General features: G+C 64.6%; 19 protein-coding genes. 2 read left to right on the forward strand and 17 right to left on the reverse strand.

The features are described from left to right. Positions 1 to 12 precede the first annotated feature (12 nt). Positions 13 to 153 carry a hypothetical protein gene (locus QCE69_RS24950; RefSeq protein ID WP_309933533.1) on the reverse strand — a complete coding sequence of 47 codons (141 nt, stop codon included), beginning with the start codon at positions 151 to 153 and terminating at the stop codon, positions 13 to 15. Between QCE69_RS24950 and QCE69_RS24955 the strand changes: the two genes are divergently transcribed. Continuing rightward, positions 139 to 1,122 carry a hypothetical protein gene (locus QCE69_RS24955; protein ID WP_309933535.1) on the forward strand — a complete coding sequence of 328 codons (984 nt, stop codon included), beginning with the start codon at positions 139 to 141 and terminating at the stop codon, positions 1,120 to 1,122. The two genes, QCE69_RS24950 and QCE69_RS24955, sit on opposite strands and share 15 nt — an antisense overlap. Positions 1,123 to 1,743: 621 nt before the next feature. Here QCE69_RS24955 and QCE69_RS24960 read toward each other — a convergent pair. Then, on the reverse strand, positions 1,744 to 3,279 hold the full coding sequence (locus QCE69_RS24960) for a class I adenylate-forming enzyme family protein (protein WP_309933536.1): 1,536 nt from the start codon (positions 3,277 to 3,279) through the stop codon (positions 1,744 to 1,746). Positions 3,280 to 3,541: 262 nt separating this feature from the next. On the opposite strand from QCE69_RS24960, the gene QCE69_RS24965 reads away from it, so the two are divergent. Beyond that, a complete protein-coding gene (locus QCE69_RS24965) occupies positions 3,542 to 4,690 on the forward strand; it encodes a MaoC family dehydratase N-terminal domain-containing protein (RefSeq protein ID WP_309933538.1) in 1,149 nt (382 codons plus the stop codon). Positions 4,691 to 4,706: 16 nt separating this feature from the next. Here the strand turns inward: QCE69_RS24965 and QCE69_RS24970 are convergent, their stop codons facing one another. The 15 genes from QCE69_RS24970 to QCE69_RS25040 form a co-directional block, all read right to left on the reverse strand. Then, positions 4,707 to 5,474 carry an IclR family transcriptional regulator gene (locus tag QCE69_RS24970; RefSeq protein ID WP_309933540.1) on the reverse strand — a complete coding sequence of 256 codons (768 nt, stop codon included), beginning with the start codon at positions 5,472 to 5,474 and terminating at the stop codon, positions 4,707 to 4,709. A 113-nt stretch (positions 5,475 to 5,587) separates the two neighbouring features. Beyond that, positions 5,588 to 7,156 (reverse strand): AMP-binding protein, encoded by a 1,569-nt coding sequence (locus QCE69_RS24975; RefSeq protein ID WP_309933541.1) that lies wholly within the window; start codon positions 7,154 to 7,156, stop codon positions 5,588 to 5,590. A gap of 33 nt (positions 7,157 to 7,189) precedes the next feature. Continuing rightward, positions 7,190 to 7,999 (reverse strand): alpha/beta hydrolase, encoded by an 810-nt coding sequence (locus QCE69_RS24980; RefSeq protein WP_309933542.1) that lies wholly within the window; start codon positions 7,997 to 7,999, stop codon positions 7,190 to 7,192. Between the two features lie 22 nt (positions 8,000 to 8,021). Next, positions 8,022 to 8,411: a hypothetical protein gene (locus tag QCE69_RS24985; protein ID WP_309933544.1), complete on the reverse strand. Its 390-nt coding sequence runs from the start codon at positions 8,409 to 8,411 to the stop codon at positions 8,022 to 8,024. A gap of 21 nt (positions 8,412 to 8,432) precedes the next feature. Beyond that, complete coding sequence (locus QCE69_RS24990; RefSeq protein WP_309933545.1) at positions 8,433 to 9,221, reverse strand: enoyl-CoA hydratase/isomerase family protein; 789 nt, start codon at positions 9,219 to 9,221, stop codon at positions 8,433 to 8,435. A gap of 20 nt (positions 9,222 to 9,241) precedes the next feature. Beyond that, complete coding sequence (locus tag QCE69_RS24995; protein ID WP_309933547.1) at positions 9,242 to 10,834, reverse strand: GMC family oxidoreductase N-terminal domain-containing protein; 1,593 nt, start codon at positions 10,832 to 10,834, stop codon at positions 9,242 to 9,244. Positions 10,835 to 10,856: 22 nt separating this feature from the next. Then, positions 10,857 to 11,561: an ABC transporter ATP-binding protein gene (locus QCE69_RS25000; protein ID WP_309933549.1), complete on the reverse strand. Its 705-nt coding sequence runs from the start codon at positions 11,559 to 11,561 to the stop codon at positions 10,857 to 10,859. Positions 11,562 to 11,568: 7 nt separating this feature from the next. Continuing rightward, positions 11,569 to 12,321, reverse strand: a complete 753-nt coding sequence (locus QCE69_RS25005) for an ABC transporter ATP-binding protein (RefSeq protein WP_309933551.1) — start codon at positions 12,319 to 12,321, stop codon at positions 11,569 to 11,571. Beyond that, positions 12,318 to 13,226, reverse strand: coding sequence for a branched-chain amino acid ABC transporter permease (locus tag QCE69_RS25010; RefSeq protein ID WP_309933552.1), 909 nt, complete (start codon positions 13,224 to 13,226; stop codon positions 12,318 to 12,320). The genes QCE69_RS25005 and QCE69_RS25010 overlap by 4 nt, the downstream gene beginning before the upstream one ends. 4 nt (positions 13,227 to 13,230) lie before the next feature. Then, positions 13,231 to 14,136, reverse strand: coding sequence for a branched-chain amino acid ABC transporter permease (locus QCE69_RS25015; protein ID WP_309933554.1), 906 nt, complete (start codon positions 14,134 to 14,136; stop codon positions 13,231 to 13,233). Between the two features lie 24 nt (positions 14,137 to 14,160). Further along, entirely contained in the window at positions 14,161 to 15,474 is a 1,314-nt protein-coding gene (locus tag QCE69_RS25020) for an ABC transporter substrate-binding protein (protein ID WP_309933556.1), read from the reverse strand. A 186-nt stretch (positions 15,475 to 15,660) separates the two neighbouring features. Continuing rightward, the gene (locus tag QCE69_RS25025; protein WP_309933558.1) at positions 15,661 to 16,764 is read right to left on the reverse strand and encodes a porin; all 1,104 of its coding nucleotides are present in this window, start codon (positions 16,762 to 16,764) and stop codon (positions 15,661 to 15,663) included. 286 nt (positions 16,765 to 17,050) lie between these two features. Next, positions 17,051 to 17,458, reverse strand: a complete 408-nt coding sequence (locus QCE69_RS25030) for a carboxymuconolactone decarboxylase family protein (RefSeq protein WP_309933559.1) — start codon at positions 17,456 to 17,458, stop codon at positions 17,051 to 17,053. A 282-nt stretch (positions 17,459 to 17,740) separates the two neighbouring features. Next, a complete protein-coding gene (locus QCE69_RS25035) occupies positions 17,741 to 18,778 on the reverse strand; it encodes an IclR family transcriptional regulator (RefSeq protein WP_309933561.1) in 1,038 nt (345 codons plus the stop codon). A gap of 98 nt (positions 18,779 to 18,876) precedes the next feature. After that, a complete protein-coding gene (locus QCE69_RS25040; RefSeq protein WP_309933562.1) occupies positions 18,877 to 19,581 on the reverse strand; it encodes a GntR family transcriptional regulator in 705 nt (234 codons plus the stop codon). Between the last annotated feature and the right edge of the window lie 77 nt (positions 19,582 to 19,658).

Genomic DNA, 19,658 nt, shown 5'->3' on the forward strand with positions numbered 1-19,658 from the left:
TTCGGAATTTAATCATTCCGTTGCAGTGCCGGATGCAGCAAGCTCGATGGCTTCGATCAACGAGGCTTCGGGCGCATGATGCGGACAGGGCACCTTATCCTTCTGGTTGACCGTTGCCGGATCGATCTCAAGCTGAACATGGCGGAAATCCATGTTCAGCAGCCAATCGGCAGGGAAAGAAGCCTGATGGGCATGCTGGCGGTCACGCACCTGACGCCCGTCGTCGGCGTGGACGTGCATCTGATTCAGACGCCTGCGGGCGTCGTCATGCCCCTGCCGCATCCGCATGTGGGCTTCGTGCTCGATCCGATGGAATACCTGTCGACGCTGCCGGAAGGTGTCGGCAGCATGGTGTCGATGGGCATGGTGGCGATGAGTGCGGGAGCCATCGTCAAGCTTGGGATGCGCAGTGTGAGCGCGGCGGCAGTCGCGGCCGGTGCGATGGGTGTTGCGGTGACCGCCGGCGGTGGGGGTGGTCCGATCTGGATCAATGGCCTGATGCGCTCGACCGCCGGCACGCAGACCATGCATATGCCCGGCCTGCATTTTCCAATTGGCGGCGTGTTCACCGGGTCCGATGCGCCCAAGCCCGCGGGTAACGGCGAAGCCTTCCTCGGCAGCAAGACCGTGCAGGCCAATGGCGATCCGATGGCCTATGCGGTGCTGCCCGCGCTGACCTGCTGGTTCACGGGCATGCTTTCGCTGTCACACAACAGTGAGCACACCCGGCGCGGAAGCATGTCGCTGCCGACTTCGGTGATGCTGCCGATTCCGGCATCCCGTCCGGTGCTGGTGGGCGGTCCACCCGTGCCCAGTATCGCGGCGCTCGCCGGCATGGCGATGCGTGCAGTCTTCTCGCACGGTCTGTCCAAACCGTCGCGTGCCTGCCACGTGTCCAGAGCGATTCAGGATCGCGTGGGCAACGGACGATGGGGCAACTTCGTCAGACTCGTCGCTCAATGGGTCTTTGGCGAACCGGTCAACGGCATCACGGGTGAGGTCGTGGTGCAGCAGCACGATTTCACCGTGTCGGTGCAAGTGCTGAGGAAATCAGAATCGCGGGGTTTGATGTCATTCATAATCCGAGTAGAAATGGATCAGGTAATAGCCATGCCCGCTTGATACATCCCGATGGTCCCGACGGGCATAATGCGAACAAGGGTAACCTGATGCAGGTCTTCAAGTGCGGAGGAGGAGGATGAGAGATTATCTGGCAGGAAGAGACGGTGAAATCTATGAATTTTTTGATTATTTCCCGGATGCAGAGATCGAGCATTACTTTAGAGGCGAAATAATTGACTACTGACTGCCATCAGAGCTGACCGGACTTCTCGCGGATTATTCTGAGATTCTGGATGGCATGGCACTTTCGCTACTGGATGAGGTTGAAGCTAAGATAGCGAGCTATCAATTGCACTTGAAAAACGCGGGAATAAGCATTTTCAACCTTGAAATAGTAGACAAGATGAGTTTCACATTTTTTGACAGATATCCAACTGCGAAGGGATTTATTGATAGACATCCCGGATCGGATCTCTAAAAAATGGTGTGCATTAAGGATGAGATCAGAAGTCGACCGGGCGACGAGCGCCTGTTGGCGCTATCGCTCAGGCAGCACGAAGCAGGCGTTGATCCAAGACGAGAGAGAGGTGGCGTAGAATTTCACGAGGGCGTCGGCGCGTTCGAGCGCGCCGCCGAATCGACCGGGGCGATCCTCACATTCCGCCCCTTCTCACTCCTTTATCAACCCGCTCCCGCATACTCACCAACCCCCACCCCCTCCCGCAAGCTCCTTCGCGCCGCCACCATATCGACCTTCCCATTCCCGAGCTTCGGCAGTTCTTCCACCAACTGAATCAGCCGCGGAATCTTGAACCCCGGCAACAGCGCACGCGCCGCCTCGATAATCCCCTCCACGGACAACACAGGCCCCGACGGTTCCACCACCACAAGCGCCGCCACCCGTTCACCATAGCGCGCATCCGGCACGCCGAACACCACGGCATCACGTATCCCGTCGATCTCCAGCAGCGCGCGCGACACCTCTTCCGGATACACGTTCTCGCCGCCGGTCTTGATCATGAAATCGAGCCGCCCGAGAAAATGAAGATGGCCGTCCGCATCGAAGAAGCCGTTGTCGCCGGTGCGCTGCCAGCCGTCGGTCATGCGCTGCGTGCGCACGTAGTCCCCGTCCCAGTAGCCGGGCGAAACACCGTCTCCCCGCACGCAGATCTCACCCGCCTCGCCGACGCCGCAAGGCGCGCGCGTAGTCCAGTCGAAGACGGCGACGTCCGCGCTGTTGCGATTGGGCAGTCCATGATCGGTAAAGCGCCGCGCGGCGCCAAGCGGCTGATAGGTCAGGCCGCCTTCAGTGCGGCTGTAGCCGAGCAGGAAATCGCCGCCAAGCCGTTCCTCATACGTGCGCAGCATCTCGGACGTGACCGAATGGCCGCCGCCCCACGTGAAGCGCAACGGCGGACGGCCTTGCAGCGGCGCGAACACCTCAGCCGGCGCGCGCACGATATCGACCACCAGCGTCGCGATGATGTGCACGAAGCTCACGCGCTCGCGTGCAAGCGTCTCGACGAAGCGTTCGAGATCCCACTTCTCCATCGTGATGAGCGGACACCCCGCGAACAGCGCGTTGCAGGCCACGCTCAAGCCGCCGGTATGGAACATCGGCGAGATGGCGAGCGCCACGTCGCGCCGCGACAGCTGGAAGCAGTCCGCCATCGCGCCGCCGATCGATGCCCGCATACCGTGCGTATGGATCGCGGCCTTCGGCGTAGAAGTTGAGCCCGATGTGTACAGCAGATTGGCGATGTCGCCGCTCTGCGCCTGGAATGACGCGTAGGTGTCGGGATAGGCGCGCAACGCCGTCCAGAAACTGCCTTCCTGCGCCTGCAACGTCACGCACAGCACATCGCGCGCGCCCATCTCCACGAAGGCCTGCGCATGGGCATCGGTGGTCACGACGGAACGTGCATTCGTGTGCCCGACAATCCGCCTCAGTTCCTCGCCCGCCAGCCGCCAGTTCAGCGGCACCGCGACCACGCCCGCCTTCCAGGCGCCGAGCAGCGCGATCACGATTTCAGCCCGGTTGGGCAGGAACAGCGTGACCGGAGAACCCGGCCGATGTCCCATCGCGTTGAGCCAGTGAGCGAAGCGGTTGGCCCAGCCATCCAGTTCGGCGCGCGAGAGCCGCACGCGTTCATCGGCGAGCGCCAGCGCATCCGGTTCGCTGCGCGCGTGTAGTTCGGTGAAGAGCGAGAAGTTCATCGTGCGGCGCGGTCCTGTTCGCGGCCGCTCATGCCGGCCTTGGCCACTGCAATAGCCTGGTTCACAGAGTCTCCCTGTCTTTCGATGTAAATAAACACGATGTGTTCCATACGGAAACATAGAGTTATAGTAACGTCAGCCCTCGGATGAAAGCAAGAAGGGATTTGCGCCAATGGGCACGACGCCATTCGATGAACATACTGCGCTGGATGTTCGAATGAGAACTGATGTTTCCCTAACAGAAACGAATCTGACAGGCGCCATGACGACACTTCAAGACACCCGTGATCTCGACACTCCCGAACTCGGCGACCGGGCGCTGGCCGAAGCCCGCGCGCTGCTGGGCATGCCCATCCGCATCGAGCAATGGAACAACGAGGCCACGCGCGACACCATCCGCCACTACAGCTGGGGCATCGGCGACGACAATCCGCTGTACAGCGATCCCGACTACGCGGTCGGCACCCGTTGGGGCAGCATCATCGCGCCGCCGACGTTCTTCTTCGCTGTGTTCGACGCGGTCGTCGCGCCGGGGCTGGAAGATATCCAGTGGTACTACTCGGGCATCGATGCCGAGTTTTTCCAGCCGATGAAGCGCAACGACGAGATCAAGGCGTCGGCGGAATATGTGGAAGCGAAGAAGCTCGAAGGACGCCGTGTGCGCAACATGGTCCTGCAGACCGGCGAGGTGCTGTATCACAACCAGAAGGGCGAGCTCTGCACGCGGGTCCGCTCGCATACGTTCCGGGTGGCGCGCAGCGGCGCATCGGACGGGCTGCGCTACGAGCCGCGCGAGAAGCACGTCTATACCGAGGCCGAACTCGACGCGATCATGACCGCCCAGCTCGAAGAATTCCGCCGTGGCGCCGCGACGCTGTGGTGGGACGACGTGCGCGAAGGCGAGGACTTGCCCGGCACCGTGCGCGGCCCGATCAACCAGATGGACATGACGACGTACTACGCCGGCGCGGTCGGCACGACGGGCTACAAGTCCACCAAGCTCAAGTGGCGCTACACGGCGTGGGCGCGCAACGACCCGGACAAGCTGCCGAACAACTACGACAAGTGCTACTACGGCGCGAAGGTGCTGCCGAGCATCGGGCATCAGGACGCGAAAGTGGCGCAAGCGGATCTCGGCATGCCGGGTCCTTACGACAACGGCCCGCAGCGCTGCGGCATGCTGGCGACCGTCGTGACCAACTGGATCGGCGATGAAGGCGAGATGCTGCGCTATAGCGCGCGCATCAAGCTGCCGGTGATCTTCGGCGACACGCATCGCTTCTCGGGTCGCGTGACCGGCAAGCGTATCGAAGACGGCGCAGCGCTCGTCGACCTGGAGCTCTGGGGCGAAAACCAGCTGGGACAGGTCACGATCACCGGCTCGGCAACCGTGAAGCTGAAGCAGCGCTGAAGCCTTTCCAAGAAACTCAGCGGGCGCTGCCGTACGGATACACCGGGCAGCCCAGCCGCTGCGACAGCGTCCGCGCGGCGCGTTGCAGCGGCGCGAGCAGCGCCGCTTCCTCGCTTCGGGCCACGTTGTGGCTCGGAAACGCGATGCTGAGCGCGCCGATCACCACCCGATGCGCATCGAACACCGGCACGCTGACCGCGCCGAGGCCGACCGTGTTCTCGTCGCGGGACGCGGAGAAGCCGTGCTCGCGCACGGCGCGCAGCAGCTCGAACAAGGTCTCCGCATCGACGATCGTTTCCTGCGTGATCTTCCTGAGCGGCCCGCGCAACAGCGCGCGCATGTCATCGTCGGCCATGAAGGCCAGCAGCACGCGGCCGGCGGAGGTCGCGTGGATCGGCATATAGGTGCCGATCTTCCACGGCGAGTCCGTGAACAGCGGCCCGTTGATGCCGATCAGATACGCGGCGCGGTCGCCATCGAGCATCGAGAGGCGCGTGCTGTGGCCGGTCTGCTCCGTGAGGTCGCGCAGCAGCGGCAGCGCCTGGCCGCACAAGTCATCCTGATTGAAGAATTGCGAGCCGAGCACGAATGAACGCACGGCCACCGAGAAGGCCTGCGACGCAGGATCCTGGCGAATCAGTTGGGCGTCGGCCAGTGCGGCTGCGATCTTCGAGATATGGCTCTTGCTCAGGCCGGTCTGCGCCGCGAGTTCGGTGACGGTGTAGCTGGGCTTGCCGCTGGTGAATTCCATCAGCACACGCAGCGCCGACCGCAGGGACTTCATGGCGGCAGGAGAGTTGGAATCGTCTTCAGTGATGGGCGGCATAGTGCTGAATTTGGGCTACGGTTGGAGTCGCGTATCCGCTTCGCGGGGCAACGCGAGGCGCAGGCGTTGAATCAGGTCTCTGGTGCTTGCCGTTCTTTGAGCCGGGCGCGCAGCAGGTTCTTCTGCACCTTGCCGGTGGCCGTCTTCGGCAGCGCATCGAAGATGACGCGCTTCGGCGCCTTGAAGCGCGCAAGCGTCGCACGCACGTGTTCGATCAGCGCCTGTTCGCCGGCCGTCGCGCCGTCCTTCAGGGTGACGAAGGCCACCGGCACTTCGCCCCATTTCTCGTCTGCACAGGCGACGACCGCCGCTTCCAGCACATCGCCATGCGACGTCAGCGCGCGCTCCACCTCCACCGACGAGATGTTCTCGCCGCCGGAAATGATGATGTCCTTGCTACGGTCGCGCAGCTCGATGTAACCATCCGGATGCCGCACGCCCAGGTCACCGGTGCGGAACCAGCCATCGGGGCTGGCGGCCTGCGTCGCGGCGGCGTCGCGGTAGTAGCCGAGCATCACGTTGTTACCGCGAATCGCAATCTCGCCCAGCGCGATGCCGTCCGGTGCGACATCGGCGCCCGAGGCATCCACCACGCGCGGCTCGTTCGAGATCACATTGCCGACGCCTTGCCGCGCCTTCAGCCGCGCCTGCGCTTCGAAGGACAACGGATTCCATTCGCTGCGCCATTCGCAGATGCACGCCGGGCCGAAGGTCTCCGTCAGGCCATACAGATGCGTCATGCCGAAGCCGAGCGCCGCCAGTCGTTCGAGCAGGGCAGGCGTCGGCGGCGCGCCGCCCGTGGCGATGTGCACCGGCTGCGTCGCGGGACCGTTGGCGGCCTCCGGGTCCCAGATGGTCGACGTCAGCACCGTCGGCGCGGCGCACAGGTGCGTCACGCCCGAGTTGCGCAGATGCCGCCAGATCGCCGTGCTTTGCGGCTTGCGCAGGCACAGGTGCACGCCGCCCACCATCGTCACGGCCCAGGTGAAGCACCAGCCGTTGCAGTGAAACATCGGCAGGGTCCAGAGATAGACCGAGTCGGCGTCGAGCCGCATGTGCAGCGCCATCGCCAGCGCCTGCAACGCCGCGCCACGATGGTGAACCATCACGCCCTTCGGCTGCGCCGTCGTGCCGCTCGTGTAGTTGATCGCGAGCATGCCCATCTCGTCGCGCACGGGTTCGTCGAACGGCGCGGCGAAGGCGATCAGCGTCTCGAGTTCGTCTTCGTGGCCGCCGGCCCGCACCAGCCTGAGCGCCGGTCCGAGTTCCCGCGCCACCCGGGCGGCGGCCTCGGCGTAGTCATCGTCGTAGATCAGCACGGTGCAGCCGGCGTGGCGCAGGATCCACGTCATGTCGGCCGGCGTGATGCGCGTGTTGAGACTCACCAGCACCGCGCCGGCAAACGGCACCGCGTAGTGCGCCGCCAGCATCACGTGCGTATTGCCGGCCAGCATGCCGACACGTTCCCCCACGCCGACGCCCAGCGTCCGCAGCGCGCCCGCGAACTTCAGCGAGCGTTCGAGGAACTGCGCGTAGGTGAAGCGGATGTCGCCGTCCACGACGCCCACGCGATCACCGAACACGAGCGCGGCACGCCGCAAAGCGTTCGTCGGGGTCAGCGGTTCAAAGTTGAATGACATGTGCGTGGCCCGGAACGTGTGGAGAGGTCGCGATCAACGCTCGACTGCATCGAACTTGGCGAGCACGGTGTCGAGCATCGCGTTGAAGGCGTCGGGCTGTTCCCAGTGCGGGATGTGTCCCAGGCCCTTCAGTTCGTGCACCTCCGAAGCCACGCCTTGAGCGGCGAACTGCGCGCTGGTGGCGCGCGCCATTGCGGGCGTCGTGGACCAGTCATCCTCGCCGACGATCCAGTGCACCGGCCGGCGCACCTTGTGCATCGCTTCGTAGAGGTTGAGGCCCGCGTAGGTGAGCAGGTCGGCGTACGAGACGTAGGGCGAGCAGCGCGTCGCGTCGAAGGCCATCTCGCGGCGCCGTTCGAGCGAGGTCGTGCGCCCGAGCACCGAATGGAAGATGGTTTCGAGCCAGTCGGTTGCGTTGATCTGCGTGTTGCGCAGCAGGTCGCCCTGATAGCTCACGCCCGCCGATCCACGGAACGCCGCGCCGCCGCACACCGCGACGACGCCCTTGATCGCTTCGGGATGCTCGATCGACGTCATGATGGCGACGCCCGCGCCCAGCGAGTGCCCGATGATGATCGGCTCGCGCAGTTGCTTCGCCTCGATGAAGCGCCAGACGACGCCGGTGAATTCCGCGGTGGTCGTGGTCGGGCGGCGCTCGACGAGTGCGGATTTGCCGTGGCCCGGCAGGTCGATCGCGAGGACGCGGTAGCGGGTAGCGAAGTGGCGGATGTTGTCGTGCCATGACAGCGTGTCCTGGCTCGCCCCGTGGATCAGGACGAGCGGCTGGCCGTCGCCTTCTTCCTCGTAGTAGAGGCGCAGATCGTCGAGATAAAGGTAAGGCATGTGCGATCCCGTAGTGTCGTGTTCAGGCGTGGCCGGAGAAGTGCCGCATGGCCTCCGTGATGAAGAAGAGCGCCTTCCAGTTCTGCATCAGCCGCACCGGATCGGCCCGCACCGTCAGCGTGCCGGTGCGGTAAAGCCGGACCAGGCCCCAGCCCGCTTCGAACAGCACGTTCCACTGCTCGCGGGTGCCGGAGATCAGGTAGTCGGACTCGCTGTAGCCTTCGACCACATCCAGCACGATGCCGCGGTCAATCTGCATCACGACGGTCTGCTGGTCGCAGCGGTATGCGATGCGCGCGGTGAGCCAGCGGCCGTGCGCGCGAAAGTCGTCGTCCTGTTCGAGATGGCCGGCGAAGCGCTGGAACCATGCGCGCGCCGGGAAGGGCGCATGGTCAGGTGGCGTCTGGGTCAAGGTGTTCTCCTCGATGGCGGCTCAACGACCGGTGAATTTCGGCGCGCGGTTGTCGCGCAGCGCGAAGACCGCTTCCTTGTGATCGGCGTGCGCCTTGCTGAAGGTCTCCAGGCCGATATGCGCCGTCGCGTACGGTACGGCCCACTGCTTGAGCAGCATGTTGACGGCCTGCTTGGTGAGGCGCACGGCCATCGGCGGGCCCTCGGCGATCTGGGTCACGAGCGCGTCAACGGCCTCGTCGAGCTGGTCCGCCGGCACCGCGCGGTTGATGAGGCCCATCGCGGCGGCGTCGGGGGCGCTGATCGGATTGCCCGTCAGCAGATACTCCTTGGCGCGCGCGAAGCCGATCACCAGCGGCCACAGCAGCGCGCCGCCGTCGCCGGCAACGAGGCCGGTGCGCACGTGCGGATCGGCGATGACCGCGTGATCGGCGGCGATGATGATGTCGCAATACAGCGCGATGGTCGCGCCCACGCCGATCGCATCGCCGTTCAGGCGCGCGATGATCGGCTTGCGCAGGTCGATGAGCGCGTGCAGCAGCTCGGGCGCGCTCGCGATCAGCGAAAAGTCCTGCGGCTGTTCGAGCCGGCGTGCGAGCGCGGGAATGTCGATGCCGCCGCAGAACGCCTCGCCTTTGCCCGTCAGCACCACGACCGAGGTGTCTTCGTCGTGATTGATCTCGACGAAGGCCCGGTGCAGGTCGTGATGCAGCGCGCCGACCATGGTGTTGCGCGGCGGGTTGTCGATGGTCACGCGCAGCACGCGCCCCGCGCGCTTGAAGGTCAGCATCTCGTAGTTCTCGTACATCATCAGCGGCTCCTTTGCCGGGTTCAGGCGTCCGCGAGGATCAGGTCCGAGGCTTTCTCGCCGATCATGATCGCGGTGGCGTTGGTGTTGCCGGAGACGACCTCCGGCATGATCGAGTTGTCGGCGACGCGCAGGCCTTCGACGCCGTTCACGCGCAGCCGGGGATCGACGACGGCGTCGTCATCCGCGCCCATCCGGCAGGTGCCGCACGGGTGATAACAGGTGTTGCCGGCCTGGCGCACGAAGTCGAGCAGTTCGGCATCGCTCGACACTGCCGCGCCCGGCGCCGTCTCGACCGGTTCGAAGACGCGCAGCGGACCCGCCAGCATTACGCTGCGGGCGATCCTGATGCCGTCGGCGATCACGCGCGCGTCGTCCTCGACCGAGAAGGCGTTGTAGCGCACCACCGGCGACGCGGCCGGATCAGCGGACTCGCGATGCACCGAGCCGCGGCTCGCGGGCCGCAGGCCCATCACCGAGATCGTCATGCCCGGATGGCGATCGAGCTTGCGCGTGGCCGGGTCGGAGAACGACAGCGGCGCCGCGAACAACTGCACGTCGCAGTGTTCCTCGGTGTCGCGGGTGCGCGCAAAGCCCATCGCCGGGCACGCGGGATAGGTCAGCGCGCCGGTCCGGAACAACGCGAACTTGAGCGCTTCGAGCACCGCGCGCCAGCCGCGCGTGCGCTGGTTCAGCGTCGCGTGGCCCTTGACGCGCCAGCGCGTCCAGGCGGCGAAGTGATCCTGCAGGTTCTCGCCGACCTCGCGGGCGTCGTGCACGAGCGGAATGCCGAGCGCCGCGAGCCGCTCCGCCTGACCGACGCCCGAGCGCTCCAGCAGCGCCGGCGAGTGGATCGCGCCCGCGCACAGGATGATTTCCTTCGCCGCGCGCACCGTGACGGACGCGCCTTCCTGCCGGTATTCCACGGCCACCGCGCGGCGGTTCTCGAACACGATCCGGCTGGCGAGCGCCCCGGTGATCACCGTCAGGTTGCGGCGGCCCTGCACGGGCTTCAGATAGGCGCGCGCGGTGCTGTGCCGCCAGCCTTTGTAGGTCGTCGTCTGCGAGTAGTTGAAGCCGTCCTGCGAGTGCGCATTGAAGTCCGGATTGCAGCGATGCCCGACCGCCTGCGCCGACGCGATGAAGGCGTCGATCAGCTTGTCGCTCTCGTAGTTGTCGGACACGCCGAGCGGACCGTCGCCGCCGCGATACTCGCTGGCGCCGCGCTGGAAGCGTTCGGCGCGCTTGAAGTAGGGCAGCACGTCGGCATAGGACCAGCCAACGCAGCCTTTCTGCGCCCAGCGGTCGTAGTCGGCGCGGCTGCCGCGCACGTACACGCCGCCGTTGATCGCCGACGAGCCGCCGAGCACGCGCCCCAGCGGCACGGCGAGCCGGCGGCCATGCGCGTTCGACTCGGGCTCGGACTTGAGGCACCAGTTGACGTCGGGATCGGTGATGGTCTTCGACACGCCGACCACAAAGCGCGTCCACAGCTTCCGGTCGTCGGGACCCGCTTCGAGGATCAGGATGCGATGCTTGCCCGACTGCGACAGGCGGTTCGCGATGATGCAGCCCGCCGTGCCTCCGCCGATAACGACGTAATCGTAGGTTTCCATGTGGGATCTTTTCGTTGAAGGGTCAACCGCCGAGATAAGCCTGGATCACCCTGGGATCGGACGCGACCGCCGCCGCCGCGCCGGTGAGCGCGATCCGGCCGAGCTCAAGGACATAGGCGCGGTCGGCGATGGCCAGCGCGCGCTTCGCGTTCTGCTCGATCAGAAGCACGGTCACGCCCTCGCGGCGGATCTCCGAGACGAGTTCGAAAATCTGCTGGCTGATCACCGGCGCGAGGCCGAGCGACGGTTCGTCGAGCAACAGCAGCCGCGGCCGCGCCAGCAGCGCGCGCGCCATCACCAGCATCTGCTGCTGACCGCCGCTCAGCGTGCCGGCGAGTTGCTTCGCGCGCTCGCGCAGGATCGGGAAGCGGCCCATCACGCGATCGACATCGGCGGCGACTTCGGACTTGTCGCGCCGGATGCCGGTCGCGGCGAGCAGGTTTTCGAGTACCGAGAGCTTCGCCAGCGCCATGCGGCCTTCCGGCACGTGCACCAGGCCGTTGCGCACGATGGTGTGCGCTGGCACGGCGGACAGGTCCGCTCCTTCGAAGCGAATGCGGCCTGCCGCCGGGCGGATCAGGCCGGACAGCGCGCGCAGCAGCGTGGACTTGCCCGCGCCATTGGCGCCGATGATGGTGACGATCTCGCCCGGCGTCACGTTCAGCGTGACGCCCTTGAGGGCTTCGATCGCGCCGTAGCGGACCGACAGGTTGGAGACATCGAGCATGGCCGTTCTACTCCTCGCCGAGGTACGAGCGGATGACGCGTTCGTCGCGACGGACGGCGTCGGGTGTTCCCGTGGTGATCATCGAGCCGTGCGCGAGCACCGCGATGCGGTCGCACAGTTCCATCACGAGCTTCATGTTGTGTTCGATCAGCAGGATGGCCACGCCGCTTGCCCGCACCTCGCGCAGACGCACCTTCAGTTCCTCGATCTCGCTCGGATTCATGCCACCGGCGGGTTCGTCGAGCAGCAGCACCTGCGGGCCGTTGGCCAGCGCGCGCGCCAGCTCCAGCCGCTTCTGCTCGCCGAACGACAGGCTTCCGGCAATCGCCTCCGCGCGCTCGTCAAGGTTGAAGCGCTGCAGCCACTCGCGGGCGTCGCGGCGGCGGGCGCGGACCTGCGCCGTCAGCAGCGGGTTGAGGATTTCGCCGAGCGAGACCTTGGGCGTCTGGCCGAGCAGCACGTTGTCGAGCACCGTGCGCCGCTTGAAGATGCGCAAATTCTGGAAGGTGCGCGTGACGCCGGACCGGACGATGCGATGCGGCTGGAGTCCGGTCAGCGCATGCGCGTCGCCGAGCGAGACAACGCCCTTGTCGGGCCGCACGAAGCCGGAGATGACATTGACCAGCGTCGTCTTGCCAGAGCCGTTCGGGCCGATCAGCCCGAGGATCTCGCTGCCGCCGACGTCGAGATCGACACCGGACAGCGCCTTGACCCCGCCAAACGATTTCGCGATGCCGCGCAGACTGAGTGCCGTGTTCATGATTGCCCTCCTTGCAGACGGCGGCGTTCGTCGTGACCGGACCTGCGGCGCGTGACTCGGCCGAGCCAGTGCACGGCGTTTTCATCGATCAGGCCGCGCGGGCGCACCAGCACGATGGCCGTCACGAGCAGTCCGTAGAAGATCATCCGGTACTCCTGCAGCGGGCGGATCACCTCGGGCAGCAGCGTCAGCAGCACCGCGCCGAACACCGGGCCCCAGAAGGTGCCGAGACCGCCCGCGCCCACATACAGCACCGCGAGCATCGTCAGGCTGAAGCCGAAGTCGCCCGAGGTGATAAACGACATGTAGCACGCATACAGGCCTCCGCCGACCGCCGCGACTGCCGCGCCCAGCGCGAACACGAGCAGCTTGCTGGCGACCACGTCGATGCCCATCGCGGACGCGGCGGCTTCGTCTTCCTGGATCGCGCCGAGCATCTTGCCGTAGCGGCTGCGCTCGAGCGCGACCAGCAGCACGATCAGCACAACGAGGAACGCGGCGACGTGCCACGGTTGCGTCAGCACGGCCACGTTGCGAAAACCGGTGGCCGCGGCGGGTCCGGTCGGCACGCCTTGCACCGGCACCTGCCACGTGAAGTTCAGGAAGAAGACCCGCACGCACTCGGAGAAGCCGAGCGTCGCGAGCGCCAGATAGATGCCCTTGACGCGCAGGCACGGATAGCCGAGCGCGATGCCGATGACGAAGCACCCGGCGGCGCAGGCGAGCAGCGCGGGCAGCAGCGCCCAGCCATAGAGCGTGGTCAGCGCGGCGGTGCCGTACGCGCCGATGGCCCAGAAGCCGACTTGCGCGAGCGAGAACTGGCCGGTCGCCAGCGTCATGTAGACGCTGACCGCGAGGATCGCGTTGAGGCCGGCGATGGTGAAGAGGGTGACGAGATAGCTCATGGATTCAGTCCGGCCGGCCCACCGCGCCGCCGAACAGGCCTTGCGGACGCACGATGAGTACGATGAACATCAGGATGAACAGAACCGCTTCCTTGTAAGAGGCCGAGAGCAGGTTCGTCGTGAGAATCTGCACGACGCCGACGAACAAGCCGCCGAACATCGCGCCATACAGGTTGCCGAGTCCGCCGATCACGATCACCACGAAGCTCGTGAGCAGCAGCGGCGCGCCGATATAGGCGTTGATCGTGCCGGTGGACACGCCGATCAGGCAGCCCGCCGCGCCGGCGAGCGCGGAGGCCACCGCGAACGCGACCATCTCGGTGCGCTCCACGTTGATGCCGAGCAGACGCGCGGCCGTGGGGTTTTCCTCGACGATGCGCATCGCGCGGCCCGAGCTGCTGCGCGTCACCCACAGATGCAGCAGGACCATCAGCATCAGCGAGACGGCGAAGATCACCACGTATGCGCCGCGGATATAGACCTCGCCGAGATGGAACGAGAGATCTTCCAGCGGCGACGGATACGGCGTGTACTCCGGATAGAAGATCGGCACGCGGCGTGAGACCTGCTGCATCGCTTCTTCGAGCGCCATCGTGATGCCGACGGTCGCGACGAAGGGCGCGAGATAGGAGGCGTTGCGCAGCGGCCGGAAGATCACGCGCTCGATGAGTACGCCGAGCACCGCGCCCGTCACCACCGAAACGACGAAGGACAGCGCGAGCACCGCATAGCTGTCGCCGCCCAGCAGCAGCGAGACCGTGGCGCCGGCAAACGCCGACACCATGATCGTCGCGCCGTGGGCAATGTTGAGCCGGTGCAGCACGCCGAAGATGATCGTGAAGCCGATCGCGACGAGCGAATACGTGCTCCCGAACAGCAGCCCGCTCAAGATGTACTCAAGGATATGCATGGCGATTTCCGCGGCCGCGTAGGTTCAATGGAAGGGCTTCTGGTCCCAGATCTGGTACTTGCCGTTCCTGATCGTCAGCAAGTAGCCTTTCTTGACCGCGTCGTGTTCGGCGTCGAAGGTGACGCGCTCGCCGGTGATGCTGACGATGTCCACCTTGGCGAGCGCATCGCGAAACTTCTTGCGGTCGTCCTGCAACGTGTCCGGCGTGTTCCTGATGCCCGACGCCTCGATGGCCGCCTTGAACAAATAGATGGCCTCGTAGCCGTTCACGCCGAAGAGATTGATGTCGATGCCCGCGCGCTTGCGGTAGGTCTGCGCGAGCTCGGCGATCTTCGGCTGGTCAGGCGAGTACGAACTGCCCACGAGCATGTCTTCCACCGCCTTGCCGCCGAGCCTCGGTACTTCCGGCGCGATGTTGCCGATCGTGCCGATCCACACCTTCGGCGCGAAGCCGCGGCGCTTCGCTTCCTTCATCAGGTTGACGCCCGCGAGCACCGGCGTGGACACCGCGACGACATCGGGCTGTGCTTTCGAGAGCGCCTCGATCTGCGCGGACAGGTCGCTGTCATTCTCGAGGCCCGCCGTCTCGGCGACGATCTTGAAGCCGGCCTTTTCCAGCGCCGGACGCAGGACGCTCTGCGCGGTCAGCGCATTGGCGGCGTTGTCCTTGGCCACGAAGATCGCGGCGGTCTTGTAGCCGAACTTGTCGTGCAGCAGCTTCGTCTCGCTCTGGATCAGGTCGGACTCGAAGAACGAATTGCGAAAGCCCCAGCTGGAGATCTTGCCCAGCCCCGGACTCGCGGAAGCCGACGACAGCAGCACCACCGGCGTGCCTTGCTTTTCCAGTTCCTTCAGGTAGTTGAAGGCGGCTTCGGTGTTCGCCGACTTCGACGTGCCCTTGATGGCGAGTACGCGATCGTCGGCGACCAGCTTCTTCATCAGCGCGATGGTCGCGGCGGAGTCGCCGCCCGGGTCATAGCCGTTCGGCGCCGGCGTGAGCGCGAGCTTGACCATGCGGCCGTCCACCTTCACGCCTCCGGCCGCATTGATTTCGTCGATGGCGATCTGCGAGCCAACCAGCGCCTGGATGCCGTACGCCGCCGGGATGCCGGTTTGCGCTTCCATCGAGCCGATGCGCACCGTGCCTTCGGACTGGAAAGCGTGTGCAGGCGCCGCGCCGCCGAGCGCGGTCAGGAGCGCGACGTCCAGCAGCGCGCGCGATGCGCTTGCGCCAAGGCTGTCGATGACATGGCTCCAGGAAGAGCACAGCGAAGTTGCGGCGGCTCTCGTCGTACAGCGTTGCGCGGCGAGACGCGCGTGAGGTTGTGTAGCTTGCAATTGGGTGTCCGTAGCGGAATAGATAGCAGACCAGCGTGGCCGGGTTGTCGGAAGGCGATATTCTTGCCAGACGCCCGAACTTCGTCCCATCGTTTCCATCATGGAAACGCATGTGCCTCACAGGAATTATTTTGGCGCGTTCGCTTAATAGTTGTCTCCTAGGGAAGTCCATTAGCTTCGGCTTGATCAGAACGACGTGCGCATGCCGAGCTGAAACGTGCGTCCCACCGAATTCGGCGTGGCCACGCCGGCCAGGTACACCGCGCCGCCGAGTGAGTAGGTCGAGCCGTTCTTGTTCTGCACCTGCCCGTACGACGCGAACACCGCCGTGCGTTTCGACAGCGCGTATTGCAGTCCGATGGCTTCGATGTAGGCGTTCTGGGACGCGGAGAGTCCATCCGACGTGTTGATGACGTGCACGACCTGCGCCATCGCCGTCAGCGCCGGCGTGATCTGATAGCGGAGGCCGAGGTTCACGAGCGAGAACTGCACCTTGGGGCCTGTGAGGGCGGGCGTGTTGGCGGTGGTGTCGGTGTCCTTGCTGTAGGCCAGGAATATCTGCGCCGGTCCGATCGTGTAGGTGCCGCCCGCGGTCCAGGCGATCAGGTCGCCCGCGCCGTTGGTGGTGATGGTACGCAGGTACGCGCCGTTGAACGCGAAGCCGCCGAGCGTGTAGTTGACCCAGCCCGACACGGTCTGGCCGTCCTTGATGCTTCCGGGAACGCCGCCGAAGGCGTACATGGCGGTCACCGTGAAGCCATACAGATTGGGCGTCTTGTAGACGACGGAATTGTTGGTCCGCCCGTTCGACGCATACGCGTTCATCATGTTCTTCTGCGATCCGTCGGGCAGCGTCCGGTAGAAGTCCGACAAGCCGCCTTGCAGACCGCCTAGGAAGGCGTCGTTGTAGGTGAAGGCCCAGAACTCGGGCGAATACTGCCGGCCGAAGGTCAGCGTGCCTTGCGGTCCGGTGAAGCCGACGAACGCCTGGCGTCCGAACAGCAGGCCGCCCTGTCCGGCGGTGCCGGTGTTCGCGTTGAAGCCGTTCTCCAGCGTGAAGATGGCCTGATAGCCGCCGCCGAGATCCTCCTTGCCGATGAAGCCCCAGCGCGAGCCCTGCATGGCGCCACTGGTTTCACGGACCAGCGTGCCGTGGCCCTGGTTGGATATGTCGATGGCCGTATCGATCACGCCATATAAGGTCACGCTGCTCTGCGCTCGCGCGACCGGGCTCGCTGCGCCGAGTGCCAGGCCCGCGAAAGCGGCCGCCACGGCTTTGCCGTTCTTCATCTGCTTCACCTTCGTCTCCGATTGATATTTCGAATTGCTAACAGACAGGTTCGTGAAAACACGTTAGTTCCCGTGCCGTCTCGCGCTTCTTCCTGGTTATTCCCCGGTTATTCCCGGTTGTTCCGCCGTTCGATGGCGACGGCAGGACGGCAATGCGATGTGCGGCGATGTCGATGAATCCGGCGCCGGTCCGGCGTGCAAGGCCGACAGACCCGGGAGCGGTCGGCCTCGCTGCAGTGCATGGATCAGGCGGTTGACGTAGCGGCTGAGCCGTTTCGCCGGATAGTCACCGCGTGGCGCGATCGCGTTCGAGTGAAGCGATGTGATCGACGACCTTGTAGCCGGTCTTGCCCCAGGTGGTGACGCCGCACACGTGCATGACCTGCATGCAGGCTTCGGCCAGTTCGCGGCTGCTCATGCCGGCCTTGGCCGCGGCATTGCCGTGATTGATGGCGCCTTCGAGATTGCCGGTGACGATGTCCAGCACCGTATAGAGCAGTTCCTTGGTCTTCAGGTCCAGGCCGCCTTGCGCGGTGTGGTCGCCGTAGACGCCTTCGCGGAACAGCAGATAGCCCGGCCAGTGCTGCGGGCAATGCTCCATCATCGCGCGGATGGGTTCGGGCAGATTGCCCAGCGTTTCCTGGAAGTGCGCCTTGCCGCGCGCGATGGCCTGATCGATCTCGGATTGATTCACGAAGCGTCCTTGTCTGAGTGAATTTTTGGAACACCTTGTGTTCCATACGGAAACACGGAGTTATATTAGCTTTATTTTTTCGCGACGCAACGAGGGTTTGCCTGAATGCGCGACGCCGCGACGTGCGCGCGCAAGTTGGTCGCGTGGTCATGCAGCGTGAAAGAGAGGGCGTGCGGCAGGAAGTCCGGGCCGCATGCGCGCCCGGGACTGTCGAGGAAACCAGCTATAGAAGGGGATCAGACGGCCGGCGAGCGGCCGTGAGTCGAGCGGATCAGTCGCGCCTCAGCGCGCGCCGCCGTAGGGATACACGGGACAGCCCATGCGTTGGGAGAGCGTTCGCGCCGTGCGTTGCAGCGGAATCAGCAATTCAGCTTCTTCTTTCTTCGCGACGGTATGGCTGGGGAAGGCAATGCTCAACGCGCCGATCACCACGCGATGTTCATCGAAGACCGGCACGCTGATAGCCGCCAGACCGAGGGTGTTCTCATCGCGCGAAACGGAAAAGCCCTTGTCGCGCACGGTGTGCAGCAGCTTCACCAGCGCGGACGGATCCACGACCGTCGCCGGCGTGACCTTGCGCAACGGCTGATGGATGATCGCGAGCATGTCCTGCTCGTCCATGAAGGCCAGCAGGATGCGGCCGGCGGACGTGGAATGAATCGGCATGTAGGTGCCGATCTTCCACGGCGAGTCCGTGAACAGCGGACCATTGATGCCGATCAGATAGGCGGCGCGGTCGCCGTCGAGTGCTGAAAGCCGCGTGCTGTGACCGGTGCGTTCTGTGAGATCGCGCAGTAGGGGCAATGCGTGGCTGCACAACTCGTCCTGGTTGAAAAACTGCGAACCGAGAATAAACGAGCGCACCGCCACGGAATAAGCCTGCGACGACGGGTCCTGCCGGATAAGTCGGGCATCGGCCAGCGCGGCGGCAATCTTCGATATATGACTCTTGCTCAAGCCGGTTTGCGCAGCCAGTTCAGTGACGGTATAGCTGGCGCTTCCGCTCGTGAATTCCATCAGCACGCGCAATGCGGAGCGCAGCGATTTCATCGCGGCGGGAGAACTGGAATCGTCTTCGGTAATGGGAGGCATAGTGCAGAAACAGTGCGGGCGAATTGAATCCGATGCCTGTGCCACACGTCGCGCGGCAGCTCGGCAGCTCGGCAGCTCGGCAGCTCGGCAGCTCGGCGGCATTTTTGGCGTGATTATCTCGACTCCGCCATCAGATTCCATCGGCCTCGAATGTGGGAAACTCTCGTTTCTAAAAAAGAAACTCATGTGCTTGGCGGGAATTCTAGGTGCGCATGCTGCTTCGGTCAACCCGCGTCAGTCCGGCACATTCTTAGAAAGCTGCCACGCTTTTTAAAGACCCATTTAAGAGCGACATGAAGTCACTTTGCAAAGATTAATCGCGTGAATCACCCGACATCACTCAACCGCGCGTAATTCTCCCGAATGCACGCACGCACCGTCTGAACGTGTTCGCGCGCCAGCGCTTCGGCCTCATCTTCCTTGCCCGCAAGCACCGCGCTTGCAATGCGTTTGTAGTCGCGCAACCTGATCTGCTGCAACGAAGGCAAGCGATGCTGCGCGTACACGATCGGCATATGAATCGTCGGGAAGAGGCGCTTCAGTTCGCGATTGCGCGACAGATCCAGCAGCGCCCGATAAAACTGCCGTCGCGCGAGGGTAAAGGCGAGGGTGTCGCGTGCGTCGTCGGCGCGGGCGAGTTCGCGCAGGCTTTGACGCACCTTGCTGGCCAGCGGCGCATCGGCGTGATTCCGGGCAGCGCCGCGTGCAAGAAGACCCGTCATCAGTTCAGCGACGTCGAGAACGTCCATCGTGTCCTGCACGTCGAGCGTGCGAATCACCGCACCCTTGTGCTTCAACAATTCGATGACGCCCTCGGCCACCAGCCGTTGCAGACCCTCGCGCACCGAATTCCTGCTGACCCCGAAGCGCGCGGAAAGATCGGCTTCCACCAGACGTTGGCCCGGCACGAAAGCCTGGCTTTCGAGACCGCGCAGGATGCCATGGAACACCGCGTCGGAAGCGGCGCCCTTGTCGGCATCGGCCGGCGCGTCGTCATCAGACGCGGAGCGGGTGGGGGTTTTTGCGTTCATCGGCGGATCATAGCAGTTGAACAAAACGATTTTGTTCCTTAATATTGTCCAACAATCGGTTGGAACAATTAGGAGAC

Source organism: Caballeronia sp. LZ032 (genome assembly GCF_031451315.1).
GTDB lineage: Bacteria > Pseudomonadota > Gammaproteobacteria > Burkholderiales > Burkholderiaceae > Caballeronia.

Coding starts and splice junctions, on each gene's coding strand:
- QCE69_RS24955 (WP_309933535.1), top strand. CDS start 139: ATGGCGGAAATCCATGTTCAGCAGCCAATCGGCAGGGAAAGAAGCCTG.
- QCE69_RS24950 (WP_309933533.1), bottom strand. CDS start 153: ATGGATTTCCGCCATGTTCAGCTTGAGATCGATCCGGCAACGGTCAAC.
- QCE69_RS24960 (WP_309933536.1), bottom strand. CDS start 3,279: ATGAACTTCTCGCTCTTCACCGAACTACACGCGCGCAGCGAACCGGAT.
- QCE69_RS24965 (WP_309933538.1), top strand. CDS start 3,542: ATGACGACACTTCAAGACACCCGTGATCTCGACACTCCCGAACTCGGC.
- QCE69_RS24970 (WP_309933540.1), bottom strand. CDS start 5,474: ATGAAGTCCCTGCGGTCGGCGCTGCGTGTGCTGATGGAATTCACCAGC.
- QCE69_RS24975 (WP_309933541.1), bottom strand. CDS start 7,156: ATGTCATTCAACTTTGAACCGCTGACCCCGACGAACGCTTTGCGGCGT.
- QCE69_RS24980 (WP_309933542.1), bottom strand. CDS start 7,999: ATGCCTTACCTTTATCTCGACGATCTGCGCCTCTACTACGAGGAAGAA.
- QCE69_RS24990 (WP_309933545.1), bottom strand. CDS start 9,221: ATGATGTACGAGAACTACGAGATGCTGACCTTCAAGCGCGCGGGGCGC.
- QCE69_RS24995 (WP_309933547.1), bottom strand. CDS start 10,834: ATGGAAACCTACGATTACGTCGTTATCGGCGGAGGCACGGCGGGCTGC.
- QCE69_RS25000 (WP_309933549.1), bottom strand. CDS start 11,561: ATGCTCGATGTCTCCAACCTGTCGGTCCGCTACGGCGCGATCGAAGCC.
- QCE69_RS25005 (WP_309933551.1), bottom strand. CDS start 12,321: ATGAACACGGCACTCAGTCTGCGCGGCATCGCGAAATCGTTTGGCGGG.
- QCE69_RS25010 (WP_309933552.1), bottom strand. CDS start 13,226: ATGAGCTATCTCGTCACCCTCTTCACCATCGCCGGCCTCAACGCGATC.
- QCE69_RS25015 (WP_309933554.1), bottom strand. CDS start 14,136: ATGCATATCCTTGAGTACATCTTGAGCGGGCTGCTGTTCGGGAGCACG.
- QCE69_RS25025 (WP_309933558.1), bottom strand. CDS start 16,764: ATGAAGAACGGCAAAGCCGTGGCGGCCGCTTTCGCGGGCCTGGCACTC.
- QCE69_RS25040 (WP_309933562.1), bottom strand. CDS start 19,581: ATGAACGCAAAAACCCCCACCCGCTCCGCGTCTGATGACGACGCGCCG.